Below are 22416 nucleotides of genomic sequence, written 5' to 3'. Positions count from 1 at the left end.
CGGACATGCCCCGTATCCAGCTCAAGCGCGGCCTGAAGGCGAACCTCCCCACATCCGGGATGCTCGCGGGCGAGGCGCATTTCACGACCGATCGCGGCTCGCTGCACATTGCGACCGATGCGACGACGAAGCTGCCCATTGTCCCTGCGATCGACGATCTCGGGTCGATGGGCGCGGTGGACGGCTCCGCCGATCTACTGATCCTGCACGACGCTTCGGCGACCGGGCAGAAGGAGAAGAAGATCACCTTCGACGCCTTCAAGACCGCGCTCAACATCCCCGCCGGATCGGCCGACGAGAAGGCGGCGGTCGTTGCGGGCGGCACGTCGGGCTACCTCTGGGGCACCGACGGCACCGACGGCGTGGTCCGCATGAACGCGTCGATGAGCTGGACCAAGGATGCCGGCAACGGCTTCGTCACGCTGGCCGTCGGCGTCGTCGACTGCGGCACCTTCTAAGCCGCGCCCATGCCCGACGTTCAGCACAAGCGCGGCACGCGCGCCGCGCTCGACGCGCTCGCCGCCGCCAATGGTCTCAAGACCGGCCAGATTTATCTCATCACCGACGAGGGGCGGATCGCCGTGGCGACGGGCATGGGCGCCTATGTCGCCTATGCCAAGCAGAGCGAAGCCGGAGGTGGCGGGTCCGATCCGTGGACGACGCTGAAGCAAGGCTCGGACCTCTCGAACAGCGCCGTCACCACGATCGAAAGTGGCGATCTCGTCTTCAACCCCTCGCCGAACAAGACCTACGAGATCGAGGCGAAGCTGATGTTCACCAGCGCGGCCAACGCGACGGGTGTTCAGATGGGGCTGACTTTTCCGACAGCGTCGGGTGCAACGGGCGCCTGCCGCGTTCAAATCGGATCGGGCGGCGCGGCCGACACGCTTGTCCACAACGCCTCCAGCTTGTCGAACACCACCGTGAAGGTGGGCGCCATCAACGCGGTCGGCAATTCAGCGCCGTTTTTCGGCCGGATCGACTGCATCTACAAGGCGCCCGCCGCGATCGGATCGGGCGGCATCCGCCTGGTGTTCAACAGCGAGGTTGCGGGCTCGGCGGTGACGCTGATCGCAGGCTCGATCCTTCGCCACAGGGAGCTTTGATCATGGCCCGGAACGCCTGGCGGCTGATCCTTGCCGCCGCAGCCGGAATCATTCTGCTCGCCGCGGTGCTGCACTATCGCGGCAGGGCGCGCGAGGAAGCCGCGGCTGCAAAGTTGGGCAGCGACCGGGCCGCGGCCGCACAGGCGAGCGCGGGCGATGCGGTCAACAGCGTCGCCGGAGCCGCGCAGCGCGAGGCCGCGTCCGATGCGCTCACCCGATCGAACGAAAAGGAGATACGCGATGCCAAAGGTGCGGACGTGGCGGTCGATCCTGCCGTGCGCGATGCTGGCCTTGACGGCCTGTGCCGGCGCGCCGCCTATCGTGACAGCGAGCGGTGCCGGATGCGCGAGCCTGATCCCCGCTGAATGGGCCGTCGGCGTCCCCGGCGCGCCGCTGCCGGAAGGCAATCAGGTCGGCGACTGGATCGCCTTCGCCGACGCGCAGACCGGCCAGCTAGACAAGGCCAACGGCCGGACAGCCGACACGATCGGCATCATCGAGCGCTGCGAGAAGCGCGACGCTGCGGCGGTGGCGGCGCAGCGGCGCGGATGGTGGCCGTTCGGCTAAATCGGGCACTTACCCGCCCGCGCGCCTGCGACGTACCGCGTCGGGCGGGGAAGCACGTTGCAAGCGCCGAGCGCAGCAGCCCAGCGAAAGGCATGATCGCGGCGGCGGAAGATGCCATACATCATCGTCGCCATGTTGGTGCGCTGGGACGTCTCCCGCTCGATCGTGCGGCGCGCGACGGCGTAGCGACCATCAATCGTCCGGCCGGTGACAAAGAACACGTCCTGCACGATCTGGCGCGCTGCGAGCTGGGTGCGCAGCTCGATCGGCTTCGCACCACGCTCCATCATGCCGATGAACGTTTCGGTCAGCCCGAGCCGCTTCGCCAGTTCTCCTTGGGTGAGACCGGCCGCCTTGCGGAGCTGGCGGAGTTCGTCACCTTGCATTTTTGCGCCTTTCGCGTATCTTGTGGGCCGGACCCCGTCCCGCTTCTCTTGGCGGTTCCGAGGCCCGGTCACTTTAGAAGCGGATTTCGATCTCGATGATCACGATCCGTTTCCAGATGAACCGGAGGATGAGAGCAATCATCTCTCTTCTCCGATTGTCTCCGGGGCCTATTCCCCGGCGACAAAGAAACAATAACCCAGTTACGGTTCGCCGCCAAGCGAAATCGTAACTGGGTTTCTTTTTTTTGCAGTCGGTATGGCGAGCGCCCGATTGGCGCGTTAAATGGCAAGGCAGGAGGGAGTATGCCGTCAGCAACCGGTATGTTATCCGACGCGGAGATCGCCACCGTTAACGAGCACCTGCAAAGGTATTGGACACATCGGGGCGGCTACATTTGCCCCTCATGCGGCAATCGACATTACTTTGTCATGCCACATTTGGTCAGCAATCGATCCGATACGCTTAGCCCAGTTTCCGACCATCGTAGAATGCCTGCCGTGGTAACTATGTGTCAAAACTGCGGTTATCTAGAGCAGTACTTCGCTAAGAATGTCGGAGTGATGTGGCTTGAAGTTGCAACCAGTCCGCCTTCCCCGCCCGCCCAGCCGAATGCTCTTGGCGGCCTCTTTGGGTTGAAATCCAACTCTGAAAACGGGGGCAACCATCATGGTTGAGCGTGTGCCTCCCCTGAGCCCTTCGGGCAGCACAGTATCGGTTGTCCACACTCAGCGCGAGATGAACTGCTATGCGCTCTTCGACAGCGATCTTGAATCTCTGGGTACTTTGAACACCGTTCAAAGTACATGCGTCGGCATAGCCTCATTCACAGCGGCGTTGTGGCTCGATCTTTTTAAAGATTCTCAGTTAGCCGGCTCTGTGCCTCCAATTGCCCAGGAGATGTTGACAGTCGTGCAACCGATATTGGGTGTGGCAACGGTAATAGCCATCATGGTCGCCCTTGTGTTCGGCCTCAAAAAGCGCTCAAAATTGCAGCAAATCAAAAGCCAGTCAAAGGTCGTCACGTCGCAGGGGGTCTAATGGCGCAGAGGCGAAAGCACAGCGTGCGCCGGTTTTGCTGCTATCTCGACCGTTCTGCGCCGCCCCTCAATCCTCGGCCTATCCTCTTCGGTGAAGGCTTTCATCACTGCGCCCTACGGGCGTACCAATCTGCATAGGGCGACTTCGTCACCATCGTTCTATTGATGTCGGGCGCATCATCCTCCCACCAGACCGGCCCGCGTTCGCCCAGCGCGATCTTCGCTGCATTCACCGCTTCTCGCGCTTCGGACAGAGCATCAGCGTCTTTCGCGTGGAGCGCCGTTTTCACCGCTCGGCGCGCATCCATGAGCGCAGAGACTAGCTGCTCACGCTCGTCATCAGGGATATTGGGGTTGGTCGCCCGCCAGAGCCGACCCTTTACAATTGGCGTCGTCTCAAGCCGCCGCGCCGAACGGCAGCTGCGCTACTGCAATTCCATCATCTGCGAGGGGAATGGCGCGGCGAGCGCGCAGGCTTCTTCGACGCTCCCCAACAGCCACCGATCGTAATCCTCTCGATGCAGGATCACCGGCATGGCCTTCGGATGCAAAGGCGCGACGAGCGGGTTGGGCTCGCAGGTCAGAAAGGCATAGACATTGCCGACGTCGCTTGGCCGCCAGATGCCGGCGAACGCCATCATCGGCCGATCGCGCACGGTGAACCAATATTCCGCCGGGCGGCCGGTCTCCGGATCCTTGCCCGGCTTCGGCTCGGCGAAGCGGCTGAACGGCACCAGGCACCGCCGCGCCGGCTCTTTGAGCATCGACATCCAGAAGCGGCTCGAGAGATTACGGACGTTGGTGACATTCTTGGTGATGGTTGTGCCTGGCCGCTTGCCCGGCATGGTCAGCGGCACGCCCCAGATCATCGGCTCGATAACACGCTCGCCGTCGGCGATGCGGGCAACCAGGCCGGGCCGTTTCGGCCACACGTCGGCCCTGAGGTCCATATCCTCTTGAACGCTGGGCAAATTAAACCCTGCCCACTCGCGCCAGTCTTCGATGTCTTCGGGGTGTGCCCGATAATGATTGCACATCAGACGCTCCCTTCGTCAGGATCGATAGCGCGAAACGAGGCGACGCCAAATCGTCTTGTCGGGATAGGGAGGTTGCGCGGGATCGGGCCTCTCGCGGGTGATCGTCAGCCGCGGCCGTATCTTCTTCCCGTCCTGCTTTCGACAGCGCGCGCAAAACAGCCGCCTTGCGACCATCGTTAATCGATCATCCCACCGCTTCTTCTCGAACAACCACCATAGCGGGACGGCGTCATACCCGTGAGCGTGACCGCATCGCGGGCAGTCGGCTCGGATCGTCCGGCGATAAAGCGCACAATGCTCGAGACTGGTGAGCTTTCGATTAACGTGATCTCGTTCGTCGTCGCCAGACACGTCAATCGACGATCTGCGTCGACTCTCCGATCGAAGCGATCAGATCGCCCGTGCTCACGCTCCAGGCGATGGCAAGTGCGTCGAGCTCAGCCCTGGAAATCCGGTCGCCGGCGTCGAGAGCGCTGATCCGTGCCAACGGTATGCCGGTGCGCTTCGCCAGCATTGCATAAGGCGTGGCTTTCTGTCGCTGCCATGCTCCGAACCAGCGATCGCCGTCTCGGATCGCCCTCGCCACCCCATGCTCCGGACCGTAGGTGTCGAGTAGAATCGGTCGAAGTCTCTCGCCCTTGCGCCGCATCAGACGAACAGCTCGGGTTGGATCGGCGACGTGAGGATCGCTTTGGCATTCTGAGCGGCATCGACGGCTTGTCGATAATGGATCGTCGCGCCCTTCTCGGCATCGTCGAACGCGAGCGGCGCAAAATCATCTGTGGGATAGCAGGCATCGTAAATGGCGCGGGCAGCCGCCCGCAGCGTCGGATCGTGGTGCATATCGGTCTCCTGGGATGCGAATCGCGTCGCGCCGTCCGGATGCCTGATTATGCGAACGAAAGCGGAACATCTGCAAGGCCCCGACGACCAGATTTTTCCCACGAGGCCACTAACGCATTGGAATTGCATGGCTGGTTGTGCGCGCCAAATGTGGGAACAGGCGTTGATCTCGCAGCAAAAATCTATTCCACGGCGAAAACACGGGTTCGAGTCCCGTAGGGGTCACCAGCTTGAATTGCTGGCTTTCTGCCCGGTCCCTTGCTGCCGCTGCCGGCAGCCGCGTGATTGCATCGCCCGCGCAAAGGGGATTAGCCTCGCTGCCAGCCGATCTTGCCGCGAGTGCGCCAATGAACCCGTTCCCGCAGGACATCTTCACCGAGCCGACCGACGTCGATCCCGACACGTTGTCCAACCTCGGCCCGCTGACGCCCTTGGCGGGCACATGGCGGGCGGAGAAGGGCGTCGACCTCAACCCGAAGGCCGCAGGGCCGGAGCGGCGAACCTTCATCGAGCATATAAGGTTCGATGCGATCGACCCGCAGACCAACGGCCCGCAGCTCCTTTATGGTCTGCGCTACCATATCCATATCACCACCGCGGAAGAGGCCATCACCTTCCACGATCAGGTCGGTTATTGGCTGTGGGAGCCGGCGACGGGACTGATCCTCCAGACGCTCGCGATCCCCCGCGGACAGGTCGCGCTGGCGTCGGGCCAGGGAAAGGCCGGCGACAAGCGCATATCGGTATCGGCCAGCCGCGGCGAGACCCAATATGGAATCTGCTCCACCGCGTTCCTCGAATATGGCTTCCGTACCGACAGCTACGGCATCGATATCGTCTACAATGCGGACGGCAGCTGGACCTACGACATCAAGACCATGCTTATGGTGCGCGGGAAGGCCGAGCCCTTCGAGCATCACGATTGCAACACGCTGCACCGGATCGCCCCGGCAAAACCCAATCCGTTGAAGCTGATCCTCGACGCCAAAGCGAAAAATGCGTCGCCGGCCGTGTCTGCGTGAGACCGGTCGTTTAGAACTTCACGCCCTGCGCCAGCGGGAGCGTGGCGCCATAGTTGGTCGTCTGGGTCTGGCGGCGCATGTAGCCGCGCCAGGCGTCGGAGCCGGATTCTCGGCCGCCGCCCGTCGCTTTCTCGCCACCGAACGCGCCGCCGATCTCGGCGCCGCTGGTGCCGAGATTGACGTTGGCGATGCCGCAATCGCTGCCCACTGCCGCGGTGAACAGCTCCGCCTCGCGCACGTCGTTGGTGAAGATCGACGAAGACAGGCCCTGCGGCACCGCATTGTTGCGCGCGATCGCGTCGGCGAGGTCGGTGTAGCGGAACACGGAGAGGATCGGCGCGAACGTCTCTTCCTGGACGTTGCTGATGTCGTCGCCGAACTCGACGATCGCCGGGCGGACGTAAAAGGCCTCGCCCACCTCCCCGTACATCCGCTCGCCGCCAACGACGCGCACCGCCTTACCGCGCGCGTCGTCAAGTACCGACTGCATGATGCGATAGGCACCGCCATCGATCAGCGGGCCGACGAGCGTGCCCTCCTCCCGCGGATCACCGATTGCGAGCGTGGCGTAGCTGCGGTGGAGACGGTCGATCACCTCGTCATAGATGTCGCCGTGGACGAACAGGCGGCGGGTGGAGGTGCAGCGCTGGCCGCAGGTGCCGACCGCGCCGAACAGGATCGCGGGAATGGCGAGCGACAGGTCCGCCGAGGGCGCGACGATCATCGCATTGTTGCCGCCGAGCTCTAGGATCGCACGGCCGAAGCGATCGGCGACGCGCGCGCCGACGATGCGGCCCATCGCGCTGCTACCGGTGGCGCTGATGATGGGGACGCGTGGGTCGGCGACGAGTTGCTCGCCCGCGGCCCGATCGCCGATCAGCACTTCGAGCAAGCCATCGGGGACGCCGCCGAACGCCGCGGCGGCCTGGGCGAAGAGGCGCGCGCAGGCGAACGCGACGAGCGGCGTCTTCTCCGACGGCTTCCAGATCACGCTGTCGCCGCAGACCAGCGCCAGCGCCGCATTCCACGCCCAGACCGCGACCGGGAAATTGAACGCCGAGATGACGCCGACCGGCCCCATCGGGTGCCAGACCTCTGCCATCTTGTGCTCGGGCCGCTCGGATTGAATGGTGAGCCCGTGGAGCTGGCGCGAGAGGCCGACCGCGAAATCGCAAATGTCGATCATCTCCTGGACTTCGCCGAGCGCCTCAGTGGTGATCTTTCCCGCCTCCAGGGTCACCAGCGCCGCGAGATCTGCCTTCGCAGAGCGGAGTGCCTCACCGAGCAAGCGCACGAATTCGCCGCGACGCGGCGCGGGCAGCGTGCGCCATTCCGCGAAGGCGGCAGCGGACCGAGCGATCTTGGCATCGATGCTTGCGGGCGTGTCGGTCGCGACGGTTGCTAGCAGCGATCCGTCGATGGGTGAATGGACAGCCAGCCCCGACGGCGCGGTACATGCTTCGGAGATTCCTAAAGCCTTCAGGGCCGCATCGCGATCATCGGCTTTGACGGCAATGGACGATGCGGCGCGGTCGAGCATAAGATTCCAATTCGTGTTTTGCTAGCGGCCGCGTTGTTGAACGTGATGCCGGGATTATCAAGCCTGGACCGCCTCCAAAACGCGCGACTTCCATTGAGGGGAACGCTATGCGCGGGGCATGACTTACCTCCGCCCCACCGCCTTCGTCGACGCGCCGTTCGGGCATGACGGCAAGGTCGCGCGGCTGGCGGGAGGACTGTGCTTCTTCTCCGCTGTCGAGGTGCTGGATGGCGAAGGCGGGGCCGAGCTGGTGCCCGTCTCGGCGATCGACGCGATGCTCGACCGGTTGGGTGAAGAGGCGCGCGCCGCCTGGGCGAACATTACCGCGCCGCGCCCGCCGCTGACGCTCGGCGCGCGCACCGTGCGGCTCGATCAGCCACAGGTGATGGGCATCTTGAACGTGACGCCGGACAGCTTCTCCGACGGCGGCGTGCATCTCGACGATCCGGCCGCGGCGGGACATGCGATGGCGGCGGCGGGCGCCGCGATCATCGATGTCGGGGGCGAATCCACCCGGCCCGGCGCGCGCGCGATGTGGGAGGGCGACGAGATCGAGCGCGTGCTCCCCGCGATCGCCCCGCTCGCCGCCGCCGGCACCGCGATCTCGATCGACACGCGCAAGGCCGCGGTGATGGAGGCGGCGCTGGCCAAGGGCGCGGCGATCGTCAACGATGTCTCGGCGCTCACCTTCGATCCGCGCGCCGCTCAGGTTGTCGCCGCCGCCGGCTGCCCGGTCGTGCTGATGCACCACCAGGGATCGCCCGATACGATGCAGGACGCGCCGCATTACGACCGGCCGGTCGCGATCGAAGTCTACGACCGGCTGAAAGCACGGATCGACGCTGCGGTCGCCGCAGGGATCGACCGGGCGAAGATCATCGTCGATCCCGGCATCGGCTTCGGCAAGACGGTGCAGCACAATCTCGATCTGATGAACGGCCTCGCGCTGCTCCACGGCCTCGGCTGCCCGATCCTGCTCGGCGCCAGCCGCAAGCGGACGATCGGCGCGCTGGCTGGCGAAGTACCGCCGCAAGAACGCCTGCCCGGCTCCCTGGCGCTGGCACTGAAGGGTGTCGAACAGGGCGTGCAGCTCCTCCGTGTCCACGACGTGCCCGAGACGGTGCAGGCGCTGAAGATCTGGCGTGGCCTGCGCGACGCCGCGCTAACGCCGCGCCGCCCTTGAGCCGCACATGAACTGGGACGACCTGCGCTTCTTTGCCGAGCTGGCGCGGACCGGCAGCCTCTCCGCCGCGGCGCGGGCGATGAAGGTCGATCATTCCACCGTCGCCCGCCACGTCGACTCGCTCGAACATTCGCTCGGCGTTCGGCTGTTCGACCGGCTGCCGCGCGGCTGGAAGCTCACCCACGACGGCACCGCGATGGCGGAGCGCGTGCGGCCGCTGGAGGAGGAAATCTACGGCCTCAGCAGCTTCGCGCGCGGGCGGAGCGACGCGATCGGTGGGACGGTGCGCTTGAGCGCGCCGCCCGGCTTCGCGTCGCTGTTCCTGATGCCGCGGATGGGGCTGCTGCGCGAGCGGCATCCGGGGATCGAGCTGGAGGTGGTCGGCGAAGCACGCATCGCAAACCTCACGCGGCGCGAGGCCGATATCGCCCTACGGCTCGGCCGTCCCGAGGGCGCGTCGATGGTAATGCGGCGGATGCCCGATTTCGCTTATGCGCTTTTCGCCCATCCCGATTATCTCGGCCGCGTTGCGCCCGCCGAGTGGAGCTTCGTCGGCCATGACGAAAGCCTCGCCCACGCCGGCCCCCAACAATGGCTGCGGCGCTACGCCGCCGGTCGGCCGATCGCGCTGCGCGGCAACGACGTCGCGGGGCTGCTCGGCGCGGTACGCGCGGGCGTCGGCGTCGGCGTGCTCTCCGCGCACCTCCTCGAACTTGCCCCCGATCTCGTCTGCCTCGCCGAGGGCGATCCGCTGCTGGCGCGCGATTTCTGGCTCGTGGTCCAGTCGGACGTCCGCCGCTCCCCGGCGGTGCGCGCCGTGATGGACATGTTGGTCGAGATCATCGAGCGGGACCGGCGACTGATCGAAGGACCGGTGCGAAATTCCCCGGATGATCCGGAATAATGGGGAGTGGCGCCCCGTGCGCCGCGGTTCCAAATCTCGCTCCCGATCCGAGGAGCGCATCGTGACCGCTTATTCCGCCATCACCCCTGCCCCGATCGCGCCGCCGCCCTCGGCCGAACGCGATGCTGCACGGACCGGGCTGACGCTCGGCGTCGGCGCCTATCTCACCTGGGGTTTCCTGCCGGTCTACATGAAGGCGCTCGGCTCCGTCCCCGCGCCGGAAATCCTCGCCCACCGCATTCTCTGGTCGCTGGCGCTCATCACCATCGTGGTCGCCGCGATGCGCCGGTGGCAGCCGGTCGTCGCGCTGCTGAAGGCGCCGAAGGTGCTGGGCGTGCTGGCGATCACCGCGACGCTGATCGCGGTCAACTGGCTGATCTACATCTGGGCGGTGAATTCGGACCACGTGCTCGAAACGAGCCTCGGCTATTTCATCAACCCGCTGGTCAATGTCGCGATGGGCGTGCTGATCCTGCGCGAGCGGCTGCGGCGGGTGCAGGCGGGCGCGGTCGGCCTTGCCGCCGTCGGTGTCGCGGTGCTCGCGATCGCGCAGGGCGGGATCCCGTGGATCGCGCTCGTCCTCGCCTTCAGCTTCGCCACCTATGGGCTGCTGCGCAAGATGGCGCCGGTCGATCCGCTCACCGGCCTGCTCGGCGAAACGGCGCTGCTGGCGCCCATCTCGCTCGGTTTTCTCCTCTGGATCGGCGCCGCGGGAGCCGGCAGCTTCGGCCAGACCGGGCATATCGACTTGCTGCTGATCGTCAGCGGGCTGGTCACCGCCGCGCCGCTGCTGATGTTCGCGGCGGCGGGCAAGCGCCTCCCTTACGCGACGATCGGGCTCCTCCAGTTCATCGCGCCGACCATCCAGTTCCTGCTCGCGGTACTGGTCTATGGCGAGCCGCTGACCGACGCGCACCTCATCACCTTCACCTGCATCTGGACGGGGCTCATCGCCTTTGCGATCGATACCTGGCGCGCGTCGCGTATTCCGCTTTCGGTGGCGCCGGTTCAGGGCTAGCGTCCGCGCCGAACAGGGAGGCACGAATGGGGAAATGGCTTATCGGCGCGGCGCTGGCGGCGCTCGCGGTTCCGGCGGCGGCGCAACAGGCGCCCTATCAGCGCGACGCGCGCGAGATGCTGGAAAAGACGGTCGCGATCCGCACCGCGCTCGGCCGTTCCGAGACGCAGAAGGTCGCCGACTATCTCGCCGCACGCTTCAAGGCGGCGGGCGTGCCCGATGGCGACATCGCGATGCTGCCGACGGGCGGCGAGACCGGCATGGTCGTGCGAATCCCCGGCAGTGACGCGAAGGCGCGGCCGATCCTCTTCTCCTCCCACATGGATGTCGTCGATGCGAACCCCGAGGATTGGGAGCGCGACCCGTTCAAGCTGGTCGAGGAAAACGGCTATTTCTTCGGACGCGGCGTGGTCGACAACAAGGCCGGCGTCGTCGCGCTCGCCTCGACGATGGAGCGGATCAAGAAGGAGGGTTTCAAGCCGCGCCGGACGCTCGTCTTCGCCTTCGTCGGCGATGAGGAGACGCGCTTCGACACGACCAAGCTGATCGCCGCGCATCCGTGGGTGAAGAACGCCGAGTTCGCGATCAACACCGACGCCGGCGGCGGCGACTTGGGTCCCGACGGCAAGCCGATCATCTATCTCGTCCAGGGCGCCGAGAAGACCTACGCGGATTATGACGTGACGGTCACCAACCCCGGCGGCCACAGCTCGCGTCCACGGTCAGACAATGCGATCTACGATCTGGCGGCGGCGCTGGAGAAAATCGGCGCGCACCGCTTCCCCGTCCAGTCCAATGCGCTGACCGTCCGCTATCTGGGCGCGGTCGGCAAGGCGATGCCGGGGCCGACGGGCGATGCGCTGAAGCGTTTCTCGGCCAACCCCCAGGACGCGGCGGCCGCAGAGGTGCTGCGGGCCGATCCCTCTTTCGTCGGCACGCTGGGCACGACGTGCGTCGCGACGATGCTGAGCGGCGGCCATGCGCCCAACGCGCTTCCGCAGAAGGCGAGCGCCAACGTCAACTGCCGCATCTTCCCCGGCACCACCGGCGAGGAGGTGCGCGCCAAGCTTTCCGAAGTGATCGGCAATCCGAAGGTGAAGGTCACGCTGAAGGGCGAGGCGGTGGAGAGCCCGGTCTCGGAGACGACACCGCAGATCGACGCCGCGATCGCCAAGGCGATCCACAGCCAGCACAAGGGTGTGCCGATCGCGCCCTATCTGGAATCGGGCGGCACCGACGGCCGCATCTATCGCGCCGCGGGCATCCCGACGTTCGCGACGTCCGGCATCTTCATGAAGTCCGACGACATGTTCGCGCACGGCCTCAACGAGCGCGTGCCGGTGAAGGCCTTCTACGAAGCGATCGACCATATCCACATGCTGGCGGTCGATTTGTCGAAATGAGAGCGGCGGTCAGCGTCCGGCGCTGAACCGTTCCATCGCTGCGAGCGTTTCTTCGCTGAGGTGGTGTTCCAGTCCTTCGGCGTCGATCTCGGCCGTATCTTCCGACACGCCGAGCGCGAGGAGGAAGCGGACCACCAGCTTGTGCCGTTCGCGCGCCGTCCGCGCCATTTCCGCGCCCGCGTTCGTCAGGAAGATCGAGCGATAGGGCCGCGTCTCGATAAGCCCCGCACGCTTGAGCCGTGCCAGCGTGTTGGTGACGGTGGCGGCGGTGACGCCGAAGCGTTCAGCGAGGTCAGTCGCGCGCGCCTCGCCGGTCGCGGCGATGAGATCGCCGATTAGCTCGACATAATCTTCCTGCATCTCGGTGCGATGCGCCTCGCGCACGCGTTCGAAACGGCGGACCTGATCCTTGGCATCGGGCAGCGACATTTCGCCTCCTTACACGGCGCACCGTGAGGAACAAATTTAGCTTTGACTAATTTGTTGCGTCGAGGCTTAAGACGCGCATGAGCGATCCGATCGACGATGTTCTGGGCCGCAACGGCTGGCGGATCGACCGCGCGGGGCCGAGCCTTCCCGAATCATATCGCTCGGTCAGTATCCCCAAGGACGCGCGCTTCTGGACCAAGCTCGGCGCCTTCGCCGGGCCCGGCTATCTCGTCGCGGTCGGCTATATGGATCCGGGCAATTGGGCGACCAGCATCGCCGGTGGATCGGCGTTCGGCTACACTTTGCTGTCGGTCATCCTCCTCTCCAACATCATGGCGATCCTGCTGCAGGCGCTCGCCGCCAAGCTCGGCATCGTCACCGGGCGCGATCTCGCGCAGGCGTGCCGCGATCATTACAGCCGCCCGGTCGGCTTCATGCTCTGGATCCTGTGCGAACTGGCGATCGTCGCCTGCGATCTCGCCGAGGTGATCGGCACCGCGATCGCCTTGCAACTGCTGTTCGGCATACCACTCGTCTGGGGTGTGTGCATCACCGCGCTCGACGTGCTGCTGATCCTGATGCTCCAGCAGCGCGGCTTCCGGCGGCTCGAGGCGTTCGTCGTCGCGCTGCTCATCATCATCGCTTTGTGCTTCGCCTACGAGCTTTTCCTGTCCCAGCCCGCGATCCGCGAGGTGCTCGGCGGGTTCGTGCCGAGCAAGGAGATCGTCACCGATCCGACGATGCTCTACATCGCGATCGGCATCCTCGGCGCGACGGTGATGCCGCACAATCTCTACCTGCACTCATCGGTGGTGCAGACGCGCGACTTCGACCCCTCGCCCGAAGGCAAGCGCGAGGCGGTGAAGTTCGCGACCATCGACAGCACGGTAGCGCTCATGCTGGCGCTGTTCGTCAACGCCTCGATCCTCATCCTCGCCGCCTCCGCCTTCCATGCCGCCGGACATACCGACATCGCCGAGATCCAGGACGCGCACGAGCTGCTCGCTCCCGCGCTCGGCGCGGCGGCGGCGAGCACGCTCTTCGCGGTGGCGCTGCTCGCCTCCGGCCAGAACAGCACGATCACGGCGACACTGGCGGGCCAGATCGTGATGGAAGGCTTCCTTTCGATCCGCCTGCCGCCGTGGCTGCGGCGGCTGGTGACGCGGATGCTGGCGATCGTCCCCGCGGTGATCGTCGCGGCAATCTATGGCGAGAGCGGCACCGCCAAGCTGCTCGTGCTGAGCCAGGTGATCCTCAGCATGCAGCTTCCCTTCGCGGTGATTCCCCTCGTCCAGTTCACCAGCGACCGGACCAAGATGGGCCAGTTCGTCAACCCGCTGTGGGTGAAGCTCGCGGCCTGGACGATCGCGTCGGTGATCGTCGCGCTCAACCTCAAGCTGCTGTGGGACGTGGTGCTATCAGGCGAACCAATTCTGCACTGATGCGCTAGCCGTCGAGCGCGGCGCGAAGTGTTTCCCGGAGTGCGCGGAGTTCCTGTGCGGGAAATGCCGGGCCCGCTGCGGCCGCGGAGGCCGTTGGGGTTGCTGGCGACGGTGTCGGCGCGTCATCCGCCGCGCCGCCGGCAAGCAACTGCTGCACGCCGCGGATGGTGTAGCCGTCAGCGTTGAGCAGGCGGTGGATGCGGTGCGCCAGCGCGACATCGGCGGTGCGATAGTAGCGGCGGTTGCCGGCGCGCTGCAGCGGCTTCAATTGGGGGAAGCGCGTTTCCCAATAGCGCAGGATATGCTGCGGAACCCCCAGTTCGTTCGCAAGCTCGCCGATCGTGCGGAAAGCCTGGTCGCTCTTTCGGGTGGGTTCCGCCACCGCGCGATCAGCCGCCGTCGACGATGCGCTCGCGCATGATCTGGCTTGCGCGGAAGGTGAGCACCCGGCGCGGTGCGATCGGCACTTCGACGCCGGTCTTGGGATTGCGGCCGATCCGCTGGCCCTTGTCGCGGAGAATGAAGCTGCCGAAGCCGGATATCTTCACATTCTGCCCGTTCGCGAGCGACGAGCACATGTGATGAAGCACGCGCTCGACGATGCCGGCCGAGTCGGCGCGCGACAGGCCGATCTCCGAATGCACCACTTCCGCAAGGTCGGCCCGCGTCAGCGTGCCTGCGTCAGTCTTACGGATGGTCCCCGCATCGGCCATTCTTCACTCCGCCCCCAATAGCTAAAGAGGCAAAAAGCTTAGTGCAGCTTGGGACTTGGCGCAATTGCCGTTTGCCGACGGGGCGAGGCGGGCCGTCCGACCAATGAAGTCGTTGCGGATCAGTAACGTATGACCGACGCGCCCCAGGTGAAGCCGCCGCCCATCGCCTCCAGCACGATGAGATCGCCCTTCTTGACGCGCCCGTCGCGCACCGCGGTGTCGAGCGCGAGCGGCACCGAGGCGGCGGAAGTGTTGGCGTGCTGATCGACCGTGACCACCACTTTGTCCGGCGAAAGGCCGAGCTTCTTGGCGGTCGCGTCAAGGATTCGCTTGTTGGCTTGATGCGGGATCAGCCAGTCGATCTCGTCCGGCGCATGCCCCGCCGCGGCCATCACCTCGTTCATCACCTCGGCAAGGTTGACGACGGCGTGGCGGAACACCTCGCGCCCCTTCATGCGGAGCTTGCCGACGGTGCCGGTGGTCGAGGGACCGCCATCGACGTAGAGCAGATCGTTGTGACGCCCGTCGGCGTGGAGCCGGCTGGCGAGGATGCCGACATCGCCGCCCTCCTGCGCCTCCAGCACCAGTGCGCCGGCACCGTCGCCGAAGAGGACGCAGGTGCCGCGATCCTCCCAGTCGAGGATGCGGCTGAACGTCTCCGACCCGATGACGAGCGCACGGTCGGCCATGCCGCCCTTCACCATATTGTCGGCGACGGCGAGCGCGTAGAGGAAGCCGGTGCACACCGCCGCGACGTCGAAGGCGATGCAGTCGTCGATGCCGAGCATGGTCTGTACGCGCGTCGCGCTGGCCGGGAAGGTCTGGTCGGGGGTCGCGGTGGCAAGGACGATGAGGCCGATGTCGGACGCGGCGATGCCGGCCGCCTCCAGCGCCTTGCGCGCCGCGTCGGCGGCGAGCGTCGCGGTCGTCTCGCCGTCCGCGGCGATGTGGCGCGCACGAATGCCGGTGCGCTCGACGATCCATTCGTCGCTGGTGTCGATCTCGCGTGCCAGTTCCGCGTTGCTCACGCGGCGCGGCGGAAGCGCCGAGCCGGTGCCAGTGATAACCGAACGGCGGGTCATTGCGCGGCCGCCGCGGCTGCTGCGGCGGCCGCCTTCTTGGCGGAGACCAGCTCGAGATCCTCGGCGATCTTGCGGGTCAGATCCTCGCGCACGAGCCGCGCGGCGACGCGGATCGCGTTGGCGACCCCCGCCTCATTCGCATTGCCGTGGCTCTTCACCACCAGCCCGTTGAGGCCGAGAAACACCGCGCCGTTGTGATTGTTGGGATCGAGATGGTGGCGCAGCAGCTCGGTCGCTGGGCGCGAAATCAGGAAGCCGATCTTCGAGCGGACCGAGCTGGTAAAGGCGCGCTTCAGCAGATCGGTGACGAAGCGCGCGGTGCCCTCCGCCGTCTTGAGCGCGATATTGCCGGAGAAGCCGTCCGAGACGACCACGTCGACATCGCCGCGCGCGATCTTGTCGCCCTCGGTGAAGCCTTCGAAGCTGAGGTGGAGGTGGGTCGATGCGCGCAGCGTCGCGGCCGCTTCCTTGAGCTCGCCGGTGCCCTTCAATTCCTCGGTGCCGATGTTGAGCAGGCGGACGCGCGGGCGATCGAGCTCCAGCACCACGCGGGCGAAGGCCGATCCCATCACCGCGAATTCGACGAGGTTGCGCGCATCGCACTCGGTATTGGCGCCGAGATCGAGCATGACGAGATCATTGTCGCCCAGCGTCGGCAGCAGCGCCGCGAGCGCCGGCCGGTCGATGCCCGGCATCGTGCGCAGCGCTAGCTTGGACATCGCCATCAGCGCGCCGGTGTTGCCGGCGGAGAGCGCGGCGTGTGCGTCCTGTGCCTTCACCGCGGCGATCGCGCGGCCCATCGATGTCGTCTTGGCGCGGCGGATCGCCTGGCTCGGCTTATCGCTCGCGCCGATCACATCCTCGCAATGGACGATTTCGCTCGCCGTCGCGAGCGCAGGATGTTTGGCCAGCTCGCCCTTAAGCGTGGCTTCGTCCCCGAACAGCAGGAAGCTAAGATCGCCGCGCCGCTCGTGCGCACGCGCAGCACCGGCGAGCATGACGGCAGGCCCGGCGTCGCCGCCCATCGCGTCAAGTGCGATTCGCGGCGCGCTGCCCACCGGATTGCTCTCCCGATTGTTCGGCGTGGACGTGCGGATCAGGCCTCGGCCGAGGTGACTTCACGCCCGTTGTAATGGCCGCAGGCCGCGCACAGATTGTGCGGCAGCTTCAGTTCGCCGCAGTTCGGGCATTCCTGGAAATTGACCGCCTTCAGGCTGTCATGGCTGCGGCGCATGTTGCGCTTGGAGGGCGAAGTTTTTCTCTTGGGGACGGCCATCTTGGCACCTGTTCCAACTGGTCAAAAGTTCAGGGTCGGGCGAGCGGAAGCCGATGACCAACGGCCGTGAGGGCCGCGGGCCTGGGCGGCCGGATGCTCGCTGAGCGAGTGCCGCCTATAGCGAATTCGGCCCCGGTTGCAAGCGCATCGCTCACAGGTCCGGCCGCAGCCAGCCGATCGGCGAGAAGAGCGGCGCGTGCCAATAGGTGACCGCCAGCCAGAAGGCGAGCCCGCCGAGCAGCGCCACCGCGCCGGGCCAGCAATCGCGCAAGCGCGCACGGCCGGATGCGAGCGCGGCGAATGGCAGGAACGACGTTCGCGCCTCCCAATCGCGCCAGGCATCGCCGAGCAAGCGCTCCTTCTTGCGGTCCTGCCCGATCGAGCCGGCGAGCGCGAGAATGAGGATGCCACCCGCGACGATCAGGTTGCGCGGGCTGCCCCAGATCGAGAGGTGGATCAGCGCCCAGAGGATGAAGCTGACGTTCATCGGGTGGCGCGTGATCGCGAAGACGCCGCGCGCCGGGCCAATCGCGGCGCTGGCGGCTCCGGGCTTTGGAAACGCTGGGTTGGAGCGCAGTGATCCGATCAGCAGGATCGAGGCGAGCAGCAGGATCCAGGAGGCGGCGTTCAGCCACCAGAGCGGCGCGATCCACAAGGGCTGGCTGTCCTCGATCGCCCGCCACCCCCAGACCATGCCGCCGAGCGTGACGAAGGACACCAGCGAATAGACGCCGAGGAAGCCTTTTTCGCCCAGCCGCGCGACCAGCCCCGCGCGCCACGGATGCGACATCAGCAGGTGCGTGCCGACGAACAGCGCGGTAAACACGGCAAGAGCGTCGAGCGGAGTCACTGCGCCACACTAGCCGTGTTTATTGCTGTAGCGAAGCCCGTTCCCCGGCGACCACCGGGGTCCAGCTCAACGGTCGTAGGCCTTGGGCAATTGCGCCTCGTCGAGATCGCGGTAGCGATCGCGCAGGCGCGTCTGGCGGTTCTGCAGTGGCTGCTGGACACCGTCGATCATCACCCAATCAACGTTGCTGGTAAGCTCGAGCGGATCGCCGTCCCAGATCACCACGTCGGCGCGGCGGCCGGAGCGGAGCGAGCCGATCTCGCCGCCCATGCCCATCGCTTCGGCCGGCGCGGAGCTGATCGTCGCCAGCGCCTGACCCCAGGTCAGCCCGGTCGCGCCGGGCACCTTGCCAAGCGCCACCAGGTTGCCGGCATATTGCGTCAGCAGGCGGATCTGCCGCGTCTCGTCGTCGTTGATCATGCCGAGCGCGACATCCACGCCCGCAGCGCGCATCCGCCCGACGTTGGACTGGGTCGCCGCCGTCATTTCGAAGCTGCCGGGCAGATCGACCAACGCATTGGCGATCACCGGCACGCGTGCGGCGGCGATGCGATCCGCGACGGTCCATCCTTCGGCAGCGCCGACGAGGACGATTCGAAGCGCCGGAAACTCCTCCTTCAGCTTCAGCATCTGGAGAATGTCGCTCGCCCGCTCGACATGGATGAGGAGAAGCTGACGCCCCTGCAGAACCGGCACCAGCGCCGCCGCGTCGAAGCGGGTCAGCAGCACATCGTCCGGCCGGCTGAGACCCGGATTGAGCAGACTGTTGTCGGGCGCATCCTCGAGCGGGATCGTCTCGCGCGTCGTGCCGCGTCCGGCGATCGGCAGGCGATCGCCACGGCCACCCCGCGCCAGGTCGCGCGCCTCGCGCAGCGCGTTGCGGAAGAGAGTATGCGCCGCCGCGCGGCTGCCGCCGGCGTCCTCCGCACCCTGCTCGCCGAACTCGACGAACTGGAAGGCGCGCGCACGCATCACCGCATCCATGTCGTCGCCGAGGTCGATCACCGCCCCCTGCCCCGCGAAGATGCTCTTCGCGGTGACCGGCGCGACCACCGCACGGGTCATGCCCGCGGCGCGACTGACCGAGATCGACGTCGTGCGCGGATTGACCGCGGGCGCGACGCTGATCGCGGCGCTGAACGGCGATCCGTTGGCCCGTGTGTCGTTGGTGCCCGAGACCGCATCGACCTCGACGATGCCTATCCGCGAGAAGCCCGCGACAAGCCCCGGCGTCACCCATTTGCCGGTCGCATCGACGACCTGCGCGCCCGAGGGCACGGCGACGCCCGCGCCGGCCGCGACGACACGGCCATTGCGGACGACCACGGTGCCGCCCGGGATCGGCTCGGATCCGTCGCCGATCGCGACTGTGCCGCCGGTGATCGCCACGGTCTGCGCCAGTGCGGGCTGGGCAAGTGCGGATGCGAGGAGCAGCGCCGCGGCGCTCAACAGGCGGCGGCTCATTTCACGTCTCCTTCGCCCGGCTGGCCAAGCTCGAAATCGCTCACCGGGCGCAGCTTCGGATTGTCCGCATCGTACATCAGCGCGCCGTCGATCCAGACCTTCTCGGGCCGCGTGTAGACGCTGAACGGATTGCCGTTCCACAGCACCATGTCCGCCATCTTGCCGGGCTTCAGGCTGCCAGTGCGGTCGGCGATGCCCATCGCCTTGGCCGGATTGTAGCTGAGCCACGTCCAGGCGATCTCGTCGGAGATGTTGATTCCCATGCGCCGGCCGTCGGAAAGTGCCTTCGCCGCTTCCTGGTTCAACCGCTGGATGCCGTTGGGATCGTCGGAATGGACGATGGTGCAGGCGCCCGCATTATGGACCAGCGGGATATTCTCGTTGATCGCGTCATAGGCTTCCATCTTGAAGCCCCACCAGTCGGCCCACAAAGCGCCGCAGGTGCCGTTCTCGCGCAGCATGTCGGCGATCTTGTAGGCTTCGACGGCGTGGTGGAACGCGGCGATCTTATAGCCGAACTCCTTGGCGATATCGAGCATGATGGCCATTTCGTCGGCGCGGTAGCAGTGGTTCTGCACGCTGATCTCGCCGGCGAGGACGCCGCGCAGCGTGTCCATACCGATATCGCGCGCGGGCTGCTCGCCGCCGTCGCGCTCGTAGCGGTCCCACTTGCGCTTATACTCGGCCGCCTTCGCCCAGGTCGCGCGGGTTAGCGCGATATTGGCCATGCGGCTGCCCGGCATCTGGTTGCGGCTGCCATAGACGCGCTTGGGGTTCTCGCCGCACGCCATCTTGAGGCCGTAGGGCGCTCCCGGGAACTTCATCCCCTGCATGGTGCGCGCAGGCACGTTCTTCAGCGTCACCGAGCGACCGCCGAACAGATTGGCCGAGCCCGGCAGCACCTGCAGCGTCGTGATGCCGCCATTGGCGAGCGCGCGGCTGAACCCCGGATCCTGCGGCCACACCGAATGTTCGGCCCAGACGTCGGGATGAACCGGGCCGGTGATCTCGTTGCCGTCCGAATGCGCCTGCACGCCGGGCGAGGGATAATCGCCCAGGTGGCTATGAATATCGATGATGCCGGGCGTGACCCACTTGCCCGCGCCATCGATCACCGTCGCATTGCCCGGATTGGCGATCTGCTGGCCGACCTCGACGACCTTGCCGTCGGCGATCAGCACCGATCCGCCCTCGATCCGCCCGCCCTCGCCGTCGAAGATGGTGACGTTGGTTACCAGCGTCGGCACGCCCGGATAGGGACGATAGGTGGAAGGATAAGGATCGCGCGAATAGGCTTGCGGGGCGGCCTTGGCGGAGGCCGGGCGGCTGTTGTCGGCCTGCGCAGCGCAGCCGGCGAGAAGCGAGGCTGCGAGCAGCCCCGCCATCACTTTGGGTTTCATCAGTTGTGGGCCTCTCCGGGCTTGAGTTCGCCGTTGGTGTTGACGCCGGCCGCCTGCGGCTCGGCCAGTTCGCCCTCACCCGCCATCGCGTGATCGACGTCCTTGAGCGTATCGAGGTGCATCAGCTTCTTGATCAGCGGCGAAATCACGATGACGGCAACCCCGACCGCGACCGCGGTCCAGCCGACGGTGGAATAGACTTCGGTCACCCGCTCCGGCCCCGCGCCTTCCGCGCCGGTCGCCGCCGCGATCAGGCCCGCCGCGAAATTGCCGGTGGCCGACGCGAAGAACCAGGTGCCCATGATGAGGCTCGCCATATGCGCGGGCGCCAGGCGGTTCATAGCCGAGAGGCCGACCGGCGACAGGCAGAGTTCGCCAGTCGTGTGCAGCAGGTAGATGAGGAAGATGAAAATCACCGGCGTGAGGTTGCCCGTGCCCGCAGCGGCGGCGCCGGCGACCAGCACGAGGAAGCCCGCACCGAGCTGGACGAGCGCGAGGCCGAATTTGGCGGGCGCGGAAGGCTCCAGCCCGCGGCGCGCGAGCCACAGCCAGAGACCCGCGAAGATCGGGCCGAGCAGCACGATGTAGATGGCATTGACCGACTGGAAGACCGAGGCCGGGACCTCCATGCCGAAGATGTTCCGATCGACCGCGCGGTCGGTGTAGAGGTTGAGCGACGAGCCCGCCTGCTCGAACAGAGCCCAGAACAGGATCGACCCGAAGATCAGGAACATCGCGGCCATGATGCGGTCGCGATCCTCCTTCGGCAGTTTGAAGACCGCGGTGTAGAGGACGTAGGCGACGAGGATCAGGCCCGCGACCATCAGCAAGGTGCCGACCAGCGCCTGATATTGGATCAGCACCCAGACCACGCCGACAGCGCCGAAGCTCGCGATATAGAGCATCCATTCGAACGGAATGCCGGCGACCGGACGGCGCAGCCGCTCGGGATCGCTCGATTCCCCGCGGCCCATCAGCAGCGGCTTGCCCCACATGAAGACGATGAGGCCGAGGAGCATGCCGATGCCGGCCGCGCCGAAGCCGTAGGACCAGCCGTAGGTCTGGCCGAGATAGCCGGCGATGATCGCGCCTAGCGCCGCGCCGAGGTTAATCCCCATGTAGAAGATAGTGTATGCGGGATCGCGGCGCGGATCGGTGCGCGGATAGAGCTGGCCGACGATCACCGAGATGTTCGCCTTCAGGAAGCCCGAGCCGACGATGATGAAGGCGAGCGCCAGCCAGAAGATGTTTAGTGCCGCGCTCCCTTGGCCGCCGTCGCCCTCGAACGCCATCAGGAAGTGGCCGAAGGTCAGTAGTACGGCGCCGAACAGCACCGCCTTCCGCTGCCCGAGATAGCGATCGGCGAGATAGCCGCCGATCACCGGCGTGATGTACACCAGTGCGGTGTACGCGCCGTAAATGACCGACGCCTCGCTGTCCGAATAGAGCCAGTGCTGAACGAGATAGAAAATGAGGAGGGCGCGCATCCCGTAATAGGAAAAGCGCTCCCACATTTCGGCGAAGAACAGGACGAAAAGGCCACGCGGATGGCCGAGGAAGGTACGCCCTTCCTCGGCGGTGTACGGTTGGGTCGCCACTGGCTCGCTACTCCCTATACGCGGATCGCCCGTTCTATCGACGGGCCGTGCGGGCCGGGAGACTAGCGCCTCAGCCGCGCATGTGAAGCCGTTTGTTGCACGGTCGTGACGCTGC

General features: G+C 66.2%; 27 protein-coding genes. 11 read left to right on the top strand and 16 right to left on the bottom strand.

Translation table 11 applies throughout. From position 1 onward, the window contains the following. Positions 1–5 precede the first annotated feature (5 nt). From B9N75_RS09220 to B9N75_RS09205, 4 genes are read left to right on the top strand one after another with little or no spacing between them, the layout of a single operon-like run. Positions 6–458, top strand: coding sequence for a hypothetical protein (locus B9N75_RS09220; protein WP_085218529.1), 453 nt, complete (start codon positions 6–8; stop codon positions 456–458). Between the two features lie 9 nt (positions 459–467). Next, a complete protein-coding gene (locus tag B9N75_RS09215) occupies positions 468–1106 on the top strand; it encodes a hypothetical protein (RefSeq protein WP_085218528.1) in 639 nt (212 codons plus the stop codon). A gap of 2 nt (positions 1107–1108) precedes the next feature. After that, positions 1109–1471 carry a hypothetical protein gene (locus tag B9N75_RS09210; protein WP_085218527.1) on the top strand — a complete coding sequence of 121 codons (363 nt, stop codon included), beginning with the start codon at positions 1109–1111 and terminating at the stop codon, positions 1469–1471. Further along, positions 1428–1673, top strand: coding sequence for a hypothetical protein (locus tag B9N75_RS09205; RefSeq protein WP_085218526.1), 246 nt, complete (start codon positions 1428–1430; stop codon positions 1671–1673). The genes B9N75_RS09210 and B9N75_RS09205 overlap by 44 nt, the downstream gene beginning before the upstream one ends. On the opposite strand, the gene B9N75_RS09200 is transcribed toward B9N75_RS09205, so the two are convergent. Then, positions 1670–2059, bottom strand: coding sequence for a helix-turn-helix domain-containing protein (locus tag B9N75_RS09200; protein WP_085218525.1), 390 nt, complete (start codon positions 2057–2059; stop codon positions 1670–1672). The genes B9N75_RS09205 and B9N75_RS09200 overlap by 4 nt on opposite strands. A gap of 667 nt (positions 2060–2726) precedes the next feature. Between B9N75_RS09200 and B9N75_RS14015 the strand changes: the two genes are divergently transcribed. Next, complete coding sequence (locus B9N75_RS14015) at positions 2727–3098, top strand: hypothetical protein (protein ID WP_157123770.1); 372 nt, start codon at positions 2727–2729, stop codon at positions 3096–3098. A gap of 103 nt (positions 3099–3201) precedes the next feature. Here B9N75_RS14015 and B9N75_RS09195 read toward each other — a convergent pair whose 3' ends face one another. From B9N75_RS09195 to B9N75_RS09185, 4 genes are all read right to left on the bottom strand, one after another. Next, positions 3202–3405, bottom strand: a complete 204-nt coding sequence (locus B9N75_RS09195; protein WP_244552309.1) for a hypothetical protein — start codon at positions 3403–3405, stop codon at positions 3202–3204. A 117-nt stretch (positions 3406–3522) separates the two neighbouring features. After that, a complete protein-coding gene (locus B9N75_RS09190) occupies positions 3523–4134 on the bottom strand; it encodes an SOS response-associated peptidase family protein (RefSeq protein WP_085218523.1) in 612 nt (203 codons plus the stop codon). Positions 4135–4486: 352 nt separating this feature from the next. Further along, on the bottom strand, positions 4487–4783 hold the full coding sequence (locus B9N75_RS14010; protein WP_157123769.1) for a hypothetical protein: 297 nt from the start codon (positions 4781–4783) through the stop codon (positions 4487–4489). Further along, positions 4783–4977: a hypothetical protein gene (locus tag B9N75_RS09185; protein ID WP_085218522.1), complete on the bottom strand. Its 195-nt coding sequence runs from the start codon at positions 4975–4977 to the stop codon at positions 4783–4785. The genes B9N75_RS14010 and B9N75_RS09185 overlap by 1 nt, the downstream gene beginning before the upstream one ends. A 347-nt stretch (positions 4978–5324) precedes the next feature. On the opposite strand from B9N75_RS09185, the gene B9N75_RS09180 reads away from it, so the two are divergent. Further along, entirely contained in the window at positions 5325–5999 is a 675-nt protein-coding gene (locus tag B9N75_RS09180) for an FABP family protein (RefSeq protein WP_085218521.1), read from the top strand. Between the two features lie 10 nt (positions 6000–6009). Here the strand turns inward: B9N75_RS09180 and amaB are convergent, their stop codons facing one another. Continuing rightward, positions 6010–7539 carry an L-piperidine-6-carboxylate dehydrogenase gene (gene amaB, locus B9N75_RS09175; RefSeq protein WP_085218520.1) on the bottom strand — a complete coding sequence of 510 codons (1530 nt, stop codon included), beginning with the start codon at positions 7537–7539 and terminating at the stop codon, positions 6010–6012. Positions 7540–7657: 118 nt separating this feature from the next. On the opposite strand from amaB, the gene folP reads away from it, so the two are divergent. The 4 genes from folP to B9N75_RS09155 all read left to right on the top strand — a co-directional run bounded on the left by folP (position 7658) and on the right by B9N75_RS09155 (position 12047). Then, a complete protein-coding gene (folP, locus tag B9N75_RS09170; RefSeq protein ID WP_085218519.1) occupies positions 7658–8722 on the top strand; it encodes a dihydropteroate synthase in 1065 nt (354 codons plus the stop codon). A 7-nt stretch (positions 8723–8729) separates the two neighbouring features. Then, a complete protein-coding gene (locus B9N75_RS09165; RefSeq protein ID WP_085218518.1) occupies positions 8730–9626 on the top strand; it encodes a LysR family transcriptional regulator in 897 nt (298 codons plus the stop codon). Between the two features lie 61 nt (positions 9627–9687). Continuing rightward, positions 9688–10644 (top strand): EamA family transporter RarD, encoded by a 957-nt coding sequence (gene rarD / locus B9N75_RS09160; protein WP_244552308.1) that lies wholly within the window; start codon positions 9688–9690, stop codon positions 10642–10644. 26 nt (positions 10645–10670) lie between these two features. Then, on the top strand, positions 10671–12047 hold the full coding sequence (locus B9N75_RS09155; RefSeq protein ID WP_085218516.1) for a M20/M25/M40 family metallo-hydrolase: 1377 nt from the start codon (positions 10671–10673) through the stop codon (positions 12045–12047). Between the two features lie 9 nt (positions 12048–12056). Here the strand turns inward: B9N75_RS09155 and mntR are convergent, their stop codons facing one another. Continuing rightward, positions 12057–12476 carry a manganese-binding transcriptional regulator MntR gene (mntR, locus tag B9N75_RS09150; protein WP_157123768.1) on the bottom strand — a complete coding sequence of 140 codons (420 nt, stop codon included), beginning with the start codon at positions 12474–12476 and terminating at the stop codon, positions 12057–12059. A gap of 77 nt (positions 12477–12553) precedes the next feature. Here mntR and B9N75_RS09145 point away from each other — a divergent pair, with 77 nt between their 5' ends. Then, complete coding sequence (locus B9N75_RS09145) at positions 12554–13918, top strand: Nramp family divalent metal transporter (protein ID WP_085218515.1); 1365 nt, start codon at positions 12554–12556, stop codon at positions 13916–13918. 4 nt (positions 13919–13922) lie between these two features. Here the strand turns inward: B9N75_RS09145 and B9N75_RS09140 are convergent, their stop codons facing one another. From B9N75_RS09140 to B9N75_RS09100, 9 genes are all read right to left on the bottom strand, one after another. Then, entirely contained in the window at positions 13923–14300 is a 378-nt protein-coding gene (locus B9N75_RS09140) for a MerR family transcriptional regulator (protein WP_085218514.1), read from the bottom strand. Between the two features lie 7 nt (positions 14301–14307). Continuing rightward, the gene (locus B9N75_RS09135; RefSeq protein WP_085218513.1) at positions 14308–14631 is read right to left on the bottom strand and encodes an integration host factor subunit alpha; all 324 of its coding nucleotides are present in this window, start codon (positions 14629–14631) and stop codon (positions 14308–14310) included. Positions 14632–14750: 119 nt separating this feature from the next. Next, on the bottom strand, positions 14751–15713 hold the full coding sequence (locus B9N75_RS09130; protein WP_085218512.1) for a beta-ketoacyl-ACP synthase III: 963 nt from the start codon (positions 15711–15713) through the stop codon (positions 14751–14753). Beyond that, positions 15710–16771 carry a phosphate acyltransferase PlsX gene (plsX, locus tag B9N75_RS09125; RefSeq protein WP_085218511.1) on the bottom strand — a complete coding sequence of 354 codons (1062 nt, stop codon included), beginning with the start codon at positions 16769–16771 and terminating at the stop codon, positions 15710–15712. Before plsX ends, B9N75_RS09130 begins: the two co-directional genes overlap by 4 nt. Positions 16772–16809: 38 nt before the next feature. Continuing rightward, the gene (gene rpmF / locus B9N75_RS09120; RefSeq protein ID WP_085218510.1) at positions 16810–16989 is read right to left on the bottom strand and encodes a 50S ribosomal protein L32; all 180 of its coding nucleotides are present in this window, start codon (positions 16987–16989) and stop codon (positions 16810–16812) included. Between the two features lie 151 nt (positions 16990–17140). Continuing rightward, positions 17141–17839: an NnrU family protein gene (locus tag B9N75_RS09115; protein ID WP_157123767.1), complete on the bottom strand. Its 699-nt coding sequence runs from the start codon at positions 17837–17839 to the stop codon at positions 17141–17143. A 66-nt stretch (positions 17840–17905) separates the two neighbouring features. Continuing rightward, entirely contained in the window at positions 17906–19303 is a 1398-nt protein-coding gene (locus B9N75_RS09110; RefSeq protein WP_085218509.1) for an amidohydrolase family protein, read from the bottom strand. After that, positions 19300–20703, bottom strand: a complete 1404-nt coding sequence (locus tag B9N75_RS09105; protein WP_085218508.1) for an amidohydrolase — start codon at positions 20701–20703, stop codon at positions 19300–19302. Before B9N75_RS09105 ends, B9N75_RS09110 begins: the two co-directional genes overlap by 4 nt. Beyond that, positions 20703–22301, bottom strand: a complete 1599-nt coding sequence (locus B9N75_RS09100) for a peptide MFS transporter (protein WP_085218507.1) — start codon at positions 22299–22301, stop codon at positions 20703–20705. Before B9N75_RS09100 ends, B9N75_RS09105 begins: the two co-directional genes overlap by 1 nt. Positions 22302–22416: the final 115 nt, after the last annotated feature.

Origin of the sequence: Allosphingosinicella indica (genome assembly GCF_900177405.1) — a bacterium.
GTDB classification, from domain to species: domain Bacteria; phylum Pseudomonadota; class Alphaproteobacteria; order Sphingomonadales; family Sphingomonadaceae; genus Allosphingosinicella; species Allosphingosinicella indica.
This window is presented reverse-complemented; position numbering and strand designations above follow the sequence as displayed.